Source organism: Acinetobacter sp. ANC 4558 (assembly GCF_002135375.1).
Taxonomy (GTDB): domain Bacteria; phylum Pseudomonadota; class Gammaproteobacteria; order Pseudomonadales; family Moraxellaceae; genus Acinetobacter.
The window spans coordinates 134,891-151,021 of record NZ_NEGH01000003.1 but is presented as its reverse complement, the minus strand read 5'-3'; the positions used below and the strand labels follow the sequence as shown (position 1 = coordinate 151,021).

Here is a 16,131-nt window from a genome sequence, read left to right as displayed (position 1 = left end):
AAATTTATAAATCACCTAAGTTTTTTAGGTGATTTATTTTCTAAATTTTCAAATATTTATATAATTATAGTGACAAATCAATACTTGAATCTTCACAATATAATTATCAATATTATTTTGATAACAGTTAATACGGAAACGATCAGTGCCTAGTCTATCTCAAAGCATCCGTCATCGCTTTTTAAACACTTTTTTTTCACGGCATTCTGTTTGGTTTGCAAGCATTTTTCTTGCCGTTAGTATTACATGGCTCATTTTTTCTTATGAACCTCACTACATTTATTACTTTATTTCAGATAAAGTACTCAACTCACTTTGGGTTATTGCTTGGGCACTCAGCCTGCTTGGGCTTTATGATGTTCTACAAAGCAAACATTCTATTTTAAGAAACTACCCAATTATGGGACATTTTAGATTTTTATTTGAAGATATTCGCCCTGAAATACGTCAATATTTTATTGAATCTGATCAAGACGCATTACCTTTCTCACGCATGCAACGTAGCCTCGTCTACCAACGCGCAAAGAATGAAAGTGCGGATAAACCCTTTGGTTCAATTATTAATGTATATCAGGATGATTATCGTTTTCTGATGCACTCCCTTACACCAAGTCAACTTGCAAATCCAAACTCATTTAGAATCATGATTGGTAATGAACAATGTTCACAGCCCTATCATGCATCAATTATGAATATTTCTGCAATGAGCTTTGGAAGCTTAAGTGCAAATGCAATACGTGCATTAAATAAAGGAGCACATTTAGGCAATTTTTATCATGATACAGGTGAAGGAAGTATTAGCCCTTATCACTTAGAGTTTGGAGGTGATATTGTTTGGGAAGTGGCGAGTGGCTATTTTGGTTGTCGAACTTTAGATGGAAAGTTTGATCCTGAAAAGTTTGCAAAACAAGCACAATTACCACAAATAAAAATGATTGAAATTAAACTATCTCAAGGCGCCAAACCAGGACATGGTGGAATATTGCCGAAAGATAAAATTTCAGAAGAAATTGCACAAATTCGCGGTGTGAGTCGTGATGAAGATTGTATCTCTCCGTCTAGTCATTCTGCATTTAGTACGCCTATTGAAATGATGTATTTTATTCAGCAATTACGTGAACTCTCTTTAGAAAAACCTGTAGGTTTTAAACTATGTATTGGGCAACCTTGGCAATTGATGGGTATTGTTAAAGCAATGCTGGAAACACAAATTTACCCAGATTTTATTGTCATTGATGGTTCTGAAGGTGGTACTGGTGCTGCACCTATTGAGTTAATTGATAATGTAGGAACACCATTACGCGAAGGCCTATTATTTGTTCATAACACCCTTGTCGGTGCAGGCATTCGTAACAAAGTTAAACTAGGCGCCAGTGGTAAAATTGTCAGTGCTTTTGATATTGCAAGTATCATGGCTTTAGGAGCGGATTGGGTTAATTCTGCTCGTGGATTTATGTTCGCAATTGGCTGTATTCAAGCACAAAGCTGTCACACCAATCAATGTCCTGTTGGTGTTGCAACACAAGATAAAGAACGTCAAAAAGCATTACATGTCCCCACAAAAGCAGACCGTGTGCATTATTTTCATAAAAATACCATGCATGCATTAGCTGAACTGTTGGCTGCTGCTGGTTTAAATCACCCAGAAGACATTAAAGCGCACCATTTAGCTCAAAGATTGAATGATCGAGAAATCAAAAATTATGCACAACTACATTTTTGGTTGAAAGATGGTGAGTTACTCTCTGACACTTTAGATCAACATAATTTTTATGCAAAAATGTGGAGTCTTGCCTCAGCCGAAAATTTTTAAATAATCAAAATAGTTACAGCATTAAAAAGAAGTAGAGATACTTCTTTTTAATGCATGTTTATTCATAATAATTTCGACTGGTTTGTGCATGTAAAAATGCAGGTATTAAACCTGTCAATGCTGCACGAATATCTTTACGTTCATTAATGAGTTGATGTGAACCCTCCTCCAAAATTAAGAGTGTTTGTAATCTAAATTTTGCTCTGACGAATTCAATATTATATTGCCAATCTACAGTTTGATCCAAAGCTCCCTGAGCGAGCCAAACAGGAATTCGACATGCTGGACGCGCATCCATTTCTTGCATCCATTTAGACATCGCTAAAATCCAATCCATACCCATCATCTTAGGTTGGAGTGGATCTCGTAACCGAATAAAACGTAAAAATTCTGGATTATGATTATTTCGCCTAAAGTGTCGCGGCACTTCTCTTTTAATACGACGAATAATACCTAAGCCAATTGAATTATGCCACCAAGCTGTTTTCGCAGGACGAATAAGCGGTGAAAGCAGCAGCATTCTCTCAATAAATGGATTTTCACGACGTTCTGCATATTCCAAGACATGATGCATCCAGATTGCAGCTCCTGTGCTTTGACCCACGCCAACCCAAGGCTTAGGCAATTGTGCAAAGTTTTTCACATATTGATAAACAACTTGTAATACATATTGGTAATCATCAAAATTTTTAATATTTGCTGATGCACCATCACTTAAACCATGACCTGGTAAATCAAAAGTTAAAACGCTAAAGCCCTGATCCAATAACTCTTTAATAATCGGTTGATAAATTCCACTATGCTCTAAATAACCATGCAGTAAAGCCACAGTACCTTGTATTGTTTTAAAATTGGTATTTTCTAAAATCGGTTTAAATACTTGTACATGAATTTTAAATAATGGCGTTTCAATATAACCTTGCCAATGATCACCATTCAAAAGATGTAAACCATATAATTTTCGATACGCCAAAATATCTACATTAGGATGATAAGGCTTATTTAAATTCAGTTTTTCTAGCCGATCAGCAGTGATTTCTCGTTGAGGAATAGGCAGGTCTTCTAACTTTAAATCTTTTGGATTTAGGAATGGGAGATTAGAATTTGGCATTATGGAACCTCTCGGCAAGCACCTAATCCAAAGAAAACATCACGTATTGTTGCTAATGCTTCATAATTTGCACGGCGACTATGATCATAATTTTTTAAACTTGGACGCCAAGTGGTTAACTCAGTTGGCATTGGCGCCTCTACAGGAATCGTTTCAATTCCATTTAATGCAAAAAGTCGACGTGTTCTTGGCATATGATATTGATCTGTAATTAATATAACGGTAGGTGCTCCTCCCTTTTTTTGTAAAAGTAGAGAACTGAAGCGTGTATTTTCACATGTATTCATACTTCTATCTTCAAGAAGCTTCGCATCCACATCATAATTTTTCAACCACTTTTGCATATAGGGTGCTTCAACACCACTCAAAACTATGGGTAAATGATATTGTTTTTCAACCTCAAGGGTTTTTTCTAAACGTGCTTTGGTATAATTATTGACAATAATATTTTTTCCACTTTGATCTAATGCCAATCCACCACCTAATACAACAATAGCATAAGGGTTCGACATTGGATGTGAATCGACTTTTACGCCCAAAGAAGTGAGATCTTGTTTATCTTCTACAGCAAAGACTTCAGATGAAATGAGATCATTTTTTTTATCATCTGGGATTAATAAAAAATCTTTATATTTATCCATCACTTCTTTATTCTCTGAGTGATTCAAGCTCAATAATTCTTTTAAATTTTTAACTGAATCTATAGAAACCTCCGAACTGGCTTGTTGCTCTAAACTCATTGGAACTTTAATTTCAAGTTGATCTTTTGTTTGAAGATTTTCTTCTTTAATTAAATCTGTTAATTCTTTATAACGTTTTTGTATTTGAATGATTTTTTTTGAGTGGTTTTTTTGAATATCCTCTTCTAATACTTTTAAATAAGCTTGTCTGGCAATCCATAAATTTGAACCTGGTTCTAAAGTTTCACTTTCGTTTAAGCTACCCAGCCTTTGGCTTTTAGCAGCAACTTCATTGACTTCAACAGGTACAAATTTATTTAATAAATAAATAATTGTTTTTGAATAAAACGGTGAATAAATAAAAAGCGTTAGACAGCCAATTAATACAAAAAGTCCTGAAACAATTTGTACTATTCGAACCATAGTATGCTTCTTTTGCATTAATTCGCTATTCCATAATCAAATGATGTAAAGTGATTAAGCCTTGTTCGTTCAATAAAACAGGTTCTGGCTCTAAGAGAATAGCAAATTTTTGAAATACATCGTGTTGCACTGCGTAATAAGTTTTCTGAACTTCTGTTAAATTGGCATCCGCATAATTCACCAAAACTAAAGCTTGTTTGTGAAACATACCAACATGTCCTAATTGTTTGCCTTTCCAACCTGCTTGCTCAATGAGCCAACCTGCTGCAATTTTTACTTGATCATTGGATTGTAAATAATGTGGGACATGAGGAAATTTATCTTGTAATGCTTCAAAATCTAATTTAGAAATTACAGGGTTTTTAAAGAAGCTTCCTACATTTGGAAATTCTTTAGGATCTGGTAATTTACTTTGACGAATCTTAATGACTTGGTTTTGTAAATTCAGTGCAGTTTTCTCATCACCAACGGCATTTTTAAGATCACCATATCCTAATTTTAAATCTGCATTTTTGAGTAATTTAAAATTAACATAAATAATTACAAACCGATTCGGATCTTGTTTAAAAATACTATGTCGATAAGAAAAATGGCAATCTGCTGCAAGAATACTTTTAAATCTTTTCTCAATACGATCATAAACATCAACAGAATCTATAAAATCACCAACTTCAACCCCATATGCACCAATATTTTGAACAGGAGATGCTCCAACTAGACCAGGTATTAATGCTAAATTTTGTAAGCCATATAAATTTTGTGTCGTCGTCCATAGAACAAAATCATGCCAGACTTGTCCTGCGCCAATTTTAAGCGTAATACTTTGATCATCTTCATCAAGCTGTTCAATACCTTGAATATTCATATGAATAATCAAAGCATTCACTTTTTCAGGTAAAAGCATATTACTTCCCCCTGATAGAATCAGTACATTTAAATGTTGTTCGTCTGCATATGTTAAAGCAAGGATGAGTGCTTCTATAGACTCAATTTTAATATAATCTGAAGCTACACTATTTAGACTTAATGTATTTAAAGACTTAAGTTGCACATGTTTTTCAATACTTATCACTTAAATCTTCAACCTTAAATGTTCATTGCTTTAAATATTTTAACCCAAGCCTGACTACTTGACTCACATTGATCAAGTACATGCTCAAAACCTGCACTTTCCCCATAATAAGGGTCTGGTACGTCTTGTTTGTGATAACGCTCATCATGCTCACTCATGAGCATAATCTTAGCCTTAAGCTGATTTGAACTATAGGTATGTGACGCTTTTTGTTTTAATTGAGTAATATTCTCTAGGTTTTCTAAATCCATAGCCAGAATTAAATCAAAATTGATAAAATCATCAATTGTTAATTGTCGCGCACGTAATGTAGATAAATCATAACCCCGCTGTAATGCATGTTCTTGACTTCGTAAATCTGGCGCCTTTCCTGGATGATAATTACTGGTACCTGCAGAATCAATTATAATATTTAATTGCTGTTCATCACAATAATGTTTAAGCACAACTTCTGCTGTGGGAGATCGACAAATATTCCCTAAACACACGCATAACACCTTATATGGCGCCTTCGATGACATAACAACCTCAAAACCTATCAATTTTTACCACCGAATATGGTAATTTATTTAAAATCCGAATCCTATATTCATGCAAGAATAATATAGAATTCTGTATAAGTTAAAACCATTCTCATGAAATGCTTTGCACGTTCATATATATTGTATTTAATAGAAAATATAATTCAATTATTTCAATTGGATATCCTGTAGCTCACCTTCAAAAGTAGCTAAAAGATTTTTTACAACAGGCTCTTCTTGCAACAATTCAGTTGCACGTTGAAATGCTTTCTGTTTACGATCATTTAATAAATAATACGGCGTAACTTGGTTAGATAAATCTGTATAGTTCACTTGAAATAGCGTATCTTCCCATTGAGATTTTAATGCTTGCTCTAAATGATCCTGCAACTGATTCAGCAATTGTTGATATTTCTCTGGAATATTAAAAATAGACTCGCCATCAATAAAACCAGTCATTACTCCATGTTGTGCCAACTCTTGTACTGCTGGTGATAGTTGACTGTTTCTAAACCAATACTCCCATTTAGAAATATTCCACTCACCCTCTAATACCTCTGGCTGAAGGCTTAATATTTCCTGTGGCATTAAAGATGTATTTTTTGCAGGCCCCACCTCTACCGCTAAGTCTATAATAACGTCATGTTCAATCGGCTTTGGATCTGTCCATAAATCTGGAAGTACTTCCTCAATAACGTGATTGCTTTCTTCTTCTACCCTCACTTCTAGATGTATACGTGAATCGCGGGTGTGTTCAGCTGTCTCAATTTTTTCTTGTTTGTTCGTTATTATCGGTGAAAAATCTTCAAACAATGAATCATCCTGACTTTCAGAAACAAAGGTGTTTTCTATTTCAACAGCGTCTAGACCAAACAGCTCAGTTTCATTGGTGGCATCAAAAATAATATGTGCGGAATCTGAGGTTGTTATCTGTTCGGTTAGATTACTTTTATCATGTGAATCATCAGTCAAAATTAATGCAGAGGTTTTCTCTAATTCAACTTCACTCACTATAGCTATACTATCGGCTTGAGTGATATCTTTTTCCGTACTTACAGAAACAATAGAAATATCTATATTCTCTTTTGGACTTTCCGTAATCTCCACTTTTTCAGATTCGGCTGTGGTAGTTAATATCACTTCATTTGGTTGAATGGGTTTAAATGCCAATAACCGTAATATACACATTTCAAAACCTTGCTCTTGTGTAACTGCCAATTGTAAATCTGCACGACCTTTACATGCTATTTGGTAATAAAGCTGAAGATCAGGTGCCGCGACCAACTGCGATAAATACATGATTTTTTTGTTAATTTCTGCACTATACTTCAGGCTTAAATCTGGTAAATATTGTAATAAAGCCAATTCATGCAACGTTGAAATCAATTGATCTAACACTAAAGAAACATCTAATGCTTGCTGTCTAAACTGTAATAACAACTCACTGACACGTGATTTTTGATTTTGATGAATCGATAAAATTAGGTCATAAATGATTGTACGATCAATTAAACCTAGCATCTCTTTAACATCTTGGTGATGAATCTTACCTTGACCATAAGCAATCGCCTGATCTGTTAACGATAATGCATCTCGTAAAGAACCTTGTGCTGATTCAGCAATTTGCCAAATTGCATCTTGATCTGACGGAATTGACTCTTTATTTAAAATGAGTGTTAAATGTTCCGTAATCTCATCAACTGCTAAAGGTCTTAATGTAAACTGTAAGCAACGTGAAATTACTGTAATTGGTAATTTTTGCGGATCTGTAGTAGCAAATAAAAATTTTACATGCTCAGGCGGTTCTTCTAAAGTTTTTAATAACGCATTAAATGAATGCGTAGATAACATATGTACTTCATCAATCAAGTAAACTTTAAATCGGCCTTGTGTCGGTGCATAGGGAACATTATCCAGAAGCTCACGCGTATCTTCCACTTTTGTTCTAGAGGCTGCATCAATTTCAATTAAATCGATAAACCGTCCTTCATTTACAGCTTTACATGTTGGACATACTTCACACGGCGTAGAAGTAATTCCTGTCTCACAGTTTAAACACTTCGCCAAAATTCTCGCAATCGTGGTTTTGCCTACCCCACGAGTTCCTGTAAATAAATAAGCATGATGCAGACGGCCACGTTCTAAAGCGCTTGTTAATGCGCGTGAAACATGATTTTGACCGACCAATTCATTAAAATTACGAGGACGATACTTTCGTGCAAGTACTTGATACATGTATGCTCCTTATGACCGCTATAAGCATACTGTTTTTTTCACAAAGAGTGAATGAGAAATGTGAGCGTTCATACTTAATTGTAGCTATTCACAGCATTCTTTCAAACTTCTTGTCCTTCAACCTCAAAATAAATTAACCACGTTGTACCCACTTAGTGAGTAAAAAATCATTGTATGCATCATATGATTTTGCAGTTGTATCTTGTTGGATTTCTAGTGATTGATCTGCAATATTTAAATGAAGTTGATTTCTATTTTTCACATTTAATAATTCTAGTTGTATTTGTTTTTTGTCTTTAAACATGAAAGCCCCTTCTTGTTTTTCAATCGCACTTTCATCACTTAAACTTTCACGTTGTAAAACATAAGTCATATTGTCCTTCAGTTCTAAATCTACAGCCATACCAGCACAGCCCTCGCAACGAGATGTACACCCCATACACGGTGTTGTTCCATGATAATGGCCAACCCACTGTGCAACCATTTTTTGATCAACAGCAACTTTTTTATCTTTATCACTAACGTCATTGATAGTCTTTTGTGAATCAGCGTTTTGACACCCTAGCAAAACTGATGTGGCAAATAATGGAATTAAAATGGGTTTATTCATCTTCTGACAACACAAAAAATTAAAATTAGCGTGAAATTTACCATAAAAATTAAAAATCACAATTAAGATATATATATTTGCAGAACGAGGGTCTAGTTTTAATACTTATCATAATTTGTACCAAATCTCATTTTTTATTACCGAACAAATCACTTAATATATAACAAACGACCATTATCAATATTATCTGAGGGAATATTTTGAAGCTATTAGAACGCCTAGATGAATTAAAACTTTGGATTGACCATTATCCTTGGTTGGATATGTTGACTTCCCTTTCAATTGTTATCATTACAGCAATATTAGCTAATTTTATAGCAAAACATATTATCGTTCGAGGTCTACACAAAGCAGTATCAAAAGTCAGCTTCTCCAATAAAAAAGTCTTTCTTACTCAAAAACTCATTAGTCGACTAGCAAATATTGTTCCTGCAATCATTATGATGCATGGTATTGTAACTGTACCTTACTTGTCGCCTGACATTGTCAGTGCTGTCAAAATGATAGCACAAGCAAGCATTTTTCTGAGTTTTGCCTTAGCAATATCTGAATTACTCAATATTTTTAATAATGCTTATCAACGTAACCCCAATTCTAAAAGCAAACCTATTAAGGGGTATTTACAACTCATTAAGCTGATTATTTTTCTGGTCTGCGCATTAATGATTGTAGGTACGTTCTTACAACGCGATGTATTTACACTGTTAGCCAGCTTCGGTGCAATGACGGCTATTTTAATGCTTGTTTTCCAAAATACTTTATTATCAATCGTTGCCTCTATTCAAATTTCATCCTATGACATGATCCGAATTGGTGATTGGATTACAATGCCATCTTTAAATGCCGATGGTGATGTTATTGATATGTCCTTACATACTATTACCATTCAGAACTTCGATAATACGTACTCCACAATTCCAACCAATAAAATTGTCACAGACTCTTTTATTAACTGGCGCGGTATGTCTGTTGCAGGCGTACGACGGATTAAACGCTCACTACAAATTGATCAATTCTCTGTTCATTTTGTTGATGATGAAATGCTCGATAAACTTAAAAACTTCCTACTCCTCAATCAATATTTAAATGCAAAAACGGAAGAGTTAGACAAGTTTAATCAGCATCTTTCCAATCATTCCGAGTTAAATCAAAGACGACTGTCTAATTTAGGAACTTTTCGCGCATATGTAGAATTTTATCTACAGCAACATCCCGGAATTTCTAAAGAAGCGACTTGTATGGTTCGTCAATTACAACCCACCAGTGAAGGTTTACCTTTAGAAATTTACGCCTTTGCAAATACAACAGTTTGGAAAGATTATGAAAATATTCAATCCGATATTTTCGATCATTTAATTTCTATATTACCGGAATTTGAACTTAAAATTTATCAGGAACCATAAATCTATTTTATCTATAACGTTTAATGCTTTAGGCGTTATAGATATTTCTTTCTTCAAATTATAGATAAAACCCCGTAACCTAATCACTGACCAATGGTACAATAAATCAAGCAATCTATATTATTTTAAAGATCAGGTAAATTATGTTGAAATGGCTTGAAAAGTTATTAGATCCCTACCCAAATGAGAATTTAAACCAGCCACTTCCAACACGATTTTTTCCTTTTGTTTGGCAAGCAACCCAAGGTGTTCGCCCATATTTAATCTTATTAATTATTTGTACCGCTGGTGCAGCAAGCTTCGAAGCACTACTCTATACACAAGTGGGTAGCTTAGTCACCTGGATTAGTAAAAGCCAACCCGATACTTTTTTACAACAACATCAAAGCAATCTCATTCTTTTAGCGTGCATACTTTTAGCCAATATCTTTTTTACTAATGCGCAGTCGGTCATTAAACATCAGTTTTTGTTTAGTACATTTCCAATGCGTTTACGTTGGCGCTTTCATAATTTAATGCTTCAACAAAGTTTAGATTTTTTCCATAATGATTTTGCTGGACGCTTATCATCAAAAGTCATGCAAACTGCACTTGCTGTACGTGAATTTTGTATGATTTTGGGAGATATCATTGCCTATGTCGTCATTTATTTTATTACTATTAGTATTGTCTTCAGTGCAATCTCTCCGTTATTACTGATTCCGCTTTTTATATGGTTAATTCTTTATATTGCTGCCGCACTTTATTTTATTCCTCGTTTTAGTAAAGTTTCGCATAAACAAGCAGATGCTAGAGCAGTAATGACAGGTCGTGTAACAGATGCGTATACCAATATTCAAACCGTAAAACTATTTGCACATGCTGGTAGAGAAAGTCAGTATGCTAAATCCTCTATGAAAGAGTTCATGGTCACTGTATATCAGCAAATGCGTTTAGGCACGTACTATGAGATTAGCATCAATTTACTCAGTATTGTCTTATATGGTGGTGTATTAGGGACTGCAATTTGGCTATGGACTGAAGGCAGAGCAGAACTTGGAATTATTGCTGCAGCAACTGCAATGATCTTAAAGTTAAACAGTATTGCTGAATTTATGATGTGGCAAACCTCTTCATTATTTGAAAACGTCGGAACAATTCAAGATGGCATGAAGACGTTAGGTCATAAAATTAATATTCAAGATAAGCCGAATGCCACTGAATTAAACGTTCCACACGGTCAAATTGAATTCCAAGATGTTTCTTTTTCTTATGGTCATAAAAATATTATTGACCACCTCAATTTAAAAATTGCACCTGGCGAAAAAATTGGTATTGTCGGCCGTTCTGGCGCAGGTAAATCTACACTGATTCAACTGTTATTGCATTTCTATAATCCTCAACATGGCGCAATTAAAATTGATGGACAAAATATTGCAGACGTTAAACAAGATAGTTTACGAAAAAATATTGCGTTGGTAACTCAAGATACGTCGTTATTACATCGTACAGTTTCTGAGAATATTAAATATGGACGTCCAGATGCCAGTGATGAAGAGATGTTCAAAGCCGTAGAAAAAGCTCAAGCAACTGATTTCATTCCTCATCTTACCGATCTTAGAGGTAAAAAAGGCTATGATGCTTACGTCGGCGAACGCGGTGTGAAATTGTCTGGTGGTCAACGACAACGTATTGCCATTGCCCGTGTATTTCTAAAAGATGCACCTATTCTTATTTTAGATGAAGCAACCAGCGCACTAGACTCCGAAGTAGAAGCCGCGATTCAAACTAGTCTGGATGATTTAATGCAAGGTAAAACGGTGATTGCCATTGCTCATCGGCTTTCAACCATTGCACAAATGGATCGCTTAATTGTCCTTGACCAAGGTCATATTATTGAACAAGGTACGCATGATGAACTCATTAAATTAGAAGGAATTTATGCACAGCTATGGAAAAGACAAACAGGTGGCTTTATCATTGAATAAAATAAGTGAATAATCAAGGATGTAAAATATGTTGTATTTAGAAGATCTTCATGTTGGTGATCGTTTTCAAAGTCGCGAATATGAAGTTAGTTTAGAAGAAATTTTACAATTTGCAGAAAAGTTCGATCCACAACCTTTTCATCTTGATGAAAATTTAGCTCGTGAACATCCTATTTTTCAAGGATTAGCAGCCAGTGGATGGCATACCAGTGCCATCGTGATGCGACTTTGGACAGAATGTGTTCCAATTGCTGGCGGTTTAATTGGGTCAGATTCACATGTACGTTGGCCTAGACCGACTCGTCCGAATGATAAAATTCGTATTGAAGCTGTCATAGATACCATTACTCCATCTCGCTCTAAAAATGATCGTGCAATTGTTTCATATACAACTAAAGCATTTAACCAAAATGATGAAATTGTCTTTACCTCAAATACCAATATTGTAGTATTTAAACGTGAAAGAATGGTTTAAGTTCAGCGCTAATACTGTAACTTCATTGAGTGTTTGTATTTTTCTAAATGATAGAACTTCATTTTTAGTGAAAAAGCCTGTATAAATCATCACAAAATAATTTGGTACGTTTAGGAGTGAATACCATGAATCATCCTTCTGACTTAAAATATGCACCTACCCATGAATGGGTTCGTATTGAAGGTGATCTTGTTGTGACTGGAATTTCGGATCATGCACAAGATGCTTTAGGTGACTTAGTGTATGTAGAAGCTCCTGAAGTCGGTCAGCAAATTACGGCAGGTCAACAAACAGGTGTTGTTGAATCTGTTAAAACAGCTTCAGATATTCATGCACCAATCTCTGGTGAAGTCGTCGAAATCAATACAGCGCTTGAAGATGATCCTGATTTTGTCAATGATGAACCCTATGGTAAAGGTTGGATCTACAAAATTAAACCGCATAATATTGCTGATATCGAGACATTGCTATCAAATAGTGAATACGAAGCTGGTCTATAAATGATTGAATAAAAAAATCAGCTTTAAAGCTGATTTTTTTTATTCTACTTATTTAATCATACAATTAAGCACTCAATTTTAATGCCTGTCGAGTAAGCTGTTCATAAACATCAACAAATAATTGCTGCGTTTTATCCCACCCTAGACATCCATCTGTCACAGACTGACCATAGGTCATATCCGCAGAAATTTTTTGATTACCATCGATCAAGTGACTCTCTAACATCACACCACGAACATTGCTCTGTGCTCGTTCACGAATAATGGTCTGTAATACTTCAGGCTGTAAGAGTGGATTTTTATGACTATTACCATGACTACAATCAATCACCAATGCAGGTACAAGCCCTTGCATTTTTTGTTTAATCTGCTCAATTTCTGCTAAAGCATAATTCGGACCCGTATTCGAACCTCGTAAAATTAAATGTGCTTTTGGATTACCCTGAGAATGAATCATGCAAGGCAATCCAGATTGACTCAATCCCAAAAATTGATGTGGACGTGATGCAGATTGAATAGCATCTAAAGCAATTTGAATTGAACCATCGGTTCCATTTTTAAAACCAATGCTATATGGCATATGACTTGAAATTTCACGATGTATTTGAGACTCGCTGGTTCTTGCACCAATTGCACCCCATGCCAATAAATCATCAAAATAAGCCGTTGCCATTGGGCTTAAAATTTCAGCTGCAATAGGCAATCCCATTTCTATAATTTTTAAATACAATGCACGTGACTGTTCAAGTCCAGATTGCATGTCTGCAGATCCATTTAGATGTGGATCATATAAAAAACCTTTCCATCCAACTGTGGTTCGAGGTTTTTCAATATATGCACGTATAACGAAAAAAATTTGATCTGACATTTTTTGCTGTAATTTTAATAATTTTTCTGCATATTCTAACGTTGCAATAGGATCATGAATTGAGCATGGCCCTGTAATGATCATTAGGCGACAATCATTTCCTTCTAGAATATTTTCAATGATTTGACGTTGATGACGTATTTGCGTTGCCAAATGTGCAGGCAATTGAATTTGATGTTTCAACTGATGGGGCAAACTTAAAATCGTTTCTGATACGACCGACTTTTCTAATGTATTCACTTTAGCATTCATTCTGTTTCTTCCTTTGGATTGCATTTGTGCAGCAACCCGATCTTTTATTTGAGCAAATTGGGTTCTTGGGCGAGTAATACATCGTTATAAAAGTTAAACCAATAAAAATTGCTAAAGTATGTAAAGTTAAAAGTTTTCATCTGTATGTCCTTAATAAAATATATAGTGCTCTAAATGTAAAAAAACCTGACCGGGTTGCCGATCAGGTTTATCTGTGGTGGGCAACCTATTTTTGCCCAAACGCATTCAGGCAATTACTTAAACTGCCAAAAATAATAATATGCGTGTAAATTGCTAGGTTGCTTTAACATCTTTAGAGATCTAATAAAATCTGGTAATAGAGATAAAATACGCATTATTATTGTATTTGACAAGTATATTTTTATATTTTTTGTATTGAACCAATAAAACACGATGAGCACCCCATTATATGTTTATTTAAATCCAATTTAGCGATAATAATTCAATGCCTTAAATGCATAACGATAATAAAATTCCCTCATTGAGAGTATAAGTATCCTTTTTTATAAAAAATTTAATTCACAATATCACATCACTAGTCACAAAATATGTTTAGCTTTATTTAAACTTTTACATAATAAAATGAGATATATTAATCAATATTATAAAATTAAATTGAACAAGAGGGTCTTTTTTATCTATGAAATCATCCTTTACCGACAATCAACAATCTCAAATTTCTCATTGGCTTCATAAAGCAGATTTTGATACAAAGATAGCACAAGGATTGACCGCCTACTTACCATTAAATGAAGCATTTTTAAGCATTGCTTCACGACGGCATATTATTAACTCAGCACAGTACTCTATTGATTTACAATATTATATTTGGAAAAATGACACTATTGGTCAATTTTTACTTGCCGACTTGTTACATGCAGCAAATAGAGGGGTAAAAATACGTCTTTTAATTGATGACCAGAACGGAACTCAACTCGATTCAACCCTCAAACAATTAATTCTCCACCCTCATTTTGAAATTAAGTTATTTAATCCATATCAATTTCGAAAGTTTAGATTGCTTGACTATATATTTAGATTTAAAAAAATAAATCATCGAATGCACAATAAATTAATCATTGGTGATCAAAACATTGCAGTAACAGGTGGACGGAATATCAGTCGTGAATATTTTGATGCTAGTGAAAATTTTCAATTCACTGATTTAGATATATTATTTTTCGGCACTGCGATTCAACAAGCAAATCAAATTTTTGATCTGTTTTGGAATGATGAATTAAGTGTTGATGTATCAAAACTTATTTCAAAAGGCAGTCATGTTGGTTTACAACAATTACAAAACCATTATGAATTAAGTGGATTAAGACAATCTGTACAACAAAAGCAAATTAAGGAAGCTGAACATTATATACACCATGCTTTAGAAACAGCGGCTGCTCAGTGGGTAACTGCACATTTCATTGGCGATTCTCCGAAAAAAATTCGTGTGCAAGCACGAGGACAAGAATTAATATCGGAACAAATCATCGCATTAATGGGGTCACCCAAACAGAACATTGAATTGGTTTCCGCATATTTCGTACCCACTCAAAAAGGGTTAAACTATTTTCAAGAGTTAACTCAAAAAAATGTAACGGTTCGAGTTCTAACCAACTCTTATTTGGCCAATGATGTTCCAATCGTCCATGCTTTTTATCAAAAATATAGAAAAGATTTATTAGCAACTGGCGTTAAGCTATACGAATTTAAACCCTATATTCAACGTAAAAAACGAACTTGGTATGAAATAATGACTGGAAATGTTATTCCCTCAAAAAGCAAAAATGCCTCACGACTACATGCTAAATTTTTTGATATTGATGGCAAGGTTTTTATTGGTTCATTTAATTTTGATCCAAGATCTGTACATCTCAATACAGAAGTTGGGCTTATTCTTGAATCAAATGAACTACAAAATGAAGTTTCAACATCATTAGATTGCCACTTATCTACTATTGCATATGAAGTTAAATTGAATGAACTCAATCAATTGGAATGGAGAGAATCACTTGAAAATGGCACAGTAATTTCACATACCATAGAACCAAACACGACAAAGTTTCAACGATTATCGATTAAAATCGTTTCATTTTTACCAATTGAATGGATGATGTAATGACAATGAAATTATATTTATATTCTTATTTTGAATATTATTACAATTTTTTATAAAAAAGCCC

Annotated in this window: 13 protein-coding genes; 6 read left to right on the top strand and 7 right to left on the bottom strand. The window is 34.3% G+C overall.

All coding sequences use genetic code 11. The annotated features are described in order from the left end of the window. Positions 1 to 145 precede the first annotated feature (145 nt). A complete protein-coding gene (locus B9T31_RS05285; RefSeq protein WP_086180912.1) occupies positions 146 to 1,813 on the top strand; it encodes an FMN-binding glutamate synthase family protein in 1,668 nt (555 codons plus the stop codon). Between the two features lie 58 nt (positions 1,814 to 1,871). Here the strand turns inward: B9T31_RS05285 and B9T31_RS05280 are convergent, their stop codons facing one another. The 6 genes from B9T31_RS05280 to B9T31_RS05255 all read right to left on the bottom strand — a co-directional run bounded on the left by B9T31_RS05280 (position 1,872) and on the right by B9T31_RS05255 (position 8,465). Then, a complete protein-coding gene (locus B9T31_RS05280; RefSeq protein WP_086180911.1) occupies positions 1,872 to 2,924 on the bottom strand; it encodes an alpha/beta hydrolase in 1,053 nt (350 codons plus the stop codon). Continuing rightward, a complete protein-coding gene (locus tag B9T31_RS05275; protein ID WP_086180910.1) occupies positions 2,924 to 4,045 on the bottom strand; it encodes a YdcF family protein in 1,122 nt (373 codons plus the stop codon). The genes B9T31_RS05280 and B9T31_RS05275 overlap by 1 nt, the downstream gene beginning before the upstream one ends. Positions 4,046 to 4,052: 7 nt before the next feature. After that, positions 4,053 to 5,096 carry a UDP-N-acetylmuramate dehydrogenase gene (gene murB, locus B9T31_RS05270; protein ID WP_086181081.1) on the bottom strand — a complete coding sequence of 348 codons (1,044 nt, stop codon included), beginning with the start codon at positions 5,094 to 5,096 and terminating at the stop codon, positions 4,053 to 4,055. A gap of 17 nt (positions 5,097 to 5,113) precedes the next feature. Beyond that, complete coding sequence (locus B9T31_RS05265; protein ID WP_086180909.1) at positions 5,114 to 5,620, bottom strand: low molecular weight protein-tyrosine-phosphatase; 507 nt, start codon at positions 5,618 to 5,620, stop codon at positions 5,114 to 5,116. Between the two features lie 168 nt (positions 5,621 to 5,788). Continuing rightward, positions 5,789 to 7,855 carry a DNA polymerase III subunit gamma/tau gene (gene dnaX / locus B9T31_RS05260; protein ID WP_086180908.1) on the bottom strand — a complete coding sequence of 689 codons (2,067 nt, stop codon included), beginning with the start codon at positions 7,853 to 7,855 and terminating at the stop codon, positions 5,789 to 5,791. 133 nt (positions 7,856 to 7,988) lie between these two features. Then, positions 7,989 to 8,465 carry a copper resistance protein NlpE N-terminal domain-containing protein gene (locus tag B9T31_RS05255; RefSeq protein WP_086180907.1) on the bottom strand — a complete coding sequence of 159 codons (477 nt, stop codon included), beginning with the start codon at positions 8,463 to 8,465 and terminating at the stop codon, positions 7,989 to 7,991. Positions 8,466 to 8,665: 200 nt separating this feature from the next. Between B9T31_RS05255 and B9T31_RS05250 the strand changes: the two genes are divergently transcribed. The 4 genes from B9T31_RS05250 to gcvH all read left to right on the top strand — a co-directional run bounded on the left by B9T31_RS05250 (position 8,666) and on the right by gcvH (position 12,810). Next, positions 8,666 to 9,868 (top strand): mechanosensitive ion channel family protein, encoded by a 1,203-nt coding sequence (locus B9T31_RS05250; RefSeq protein WP_416202521.1) that lies wholly within the window; start codon positions 8,666 to 8,668, stop codon positions 9,866 to 9,868. A gap of 143 nt (positions 9,869 to 10,011) precedes the next feature. Next, on the top strand, positions 10,012 to 11,835 hold the full coding sequence (locus tag B9T31_RS05245; RefSeq protein ID WP_086180906.1) for an ABC transporter ATP-binding protein: 1,824 nt from the start codon (positions 10,012 to 10,014) through the stop codon (positions 11,833 to 11,835). A 28-nt stretch (positions 11,836 to 11,863) separates the two neighbouring features. Then, the gene (locus B9T31_RS05240; RefSeq protein WP_086180905.1) at positions 11,864 to 12,310 is read left to right on the top strand and encodes a MaoC family dehydratase; all 447 of its coding nucleotides are present in this window, start codon (positions 11,864 to 11,866) and stop codon (positions 12,308 to 12,310) included. 125 nt (positions 12,311 to 12,435) lie between these two features. Beyond that, the gene (gcvH, locus tag B9T31_RS05235; protein WP_086180904.1) at positions 12,436 to 12,810 is read left to right on the top strand and encodes a glycine cleavage system protein GcvH; all 375 of its coding nucleotides are present in this window, start codon (positions 12,436 to 12,438) and stop codon (positions 12,808 to 12,810) included. Between the two features lie 64 nt (positions 12,811 to 12,874). Here the strand turns inward: gcvH and B9T31_RS05230 are convergent, their stop codons facing one another. Next, complete coding sequence (locus B9T31_RS05230) at positions 12,875 to 13,930, bottom strand: 3-deoxy-7-phosphoheptulonate synthase (RefSeq protein WP_086180903.1); 1,056 nt, start codon at positions 13,928 to 13,930, stop codon at positions 12,875 to 12,877. 661 nt (positions 13,931 to 14,591) lie between these two features. Here B9T31_RS05230 and B9T31_RS05225 point away from each other — a divergent pair. After that, on the top strand, positions 14,592 to 16,067 hold the full coding sequence (locus tag B9T31_RS05225) for a phospholipase D family protein (RefSeq protein WP_086180902.1): 1,476 nt from the start codon (positions 14,592 to 14,594) through the stop codon (positions 16,065 to 16,067). Positions 16,068 to 16,131: the final 64 nt, after the last annotated feature.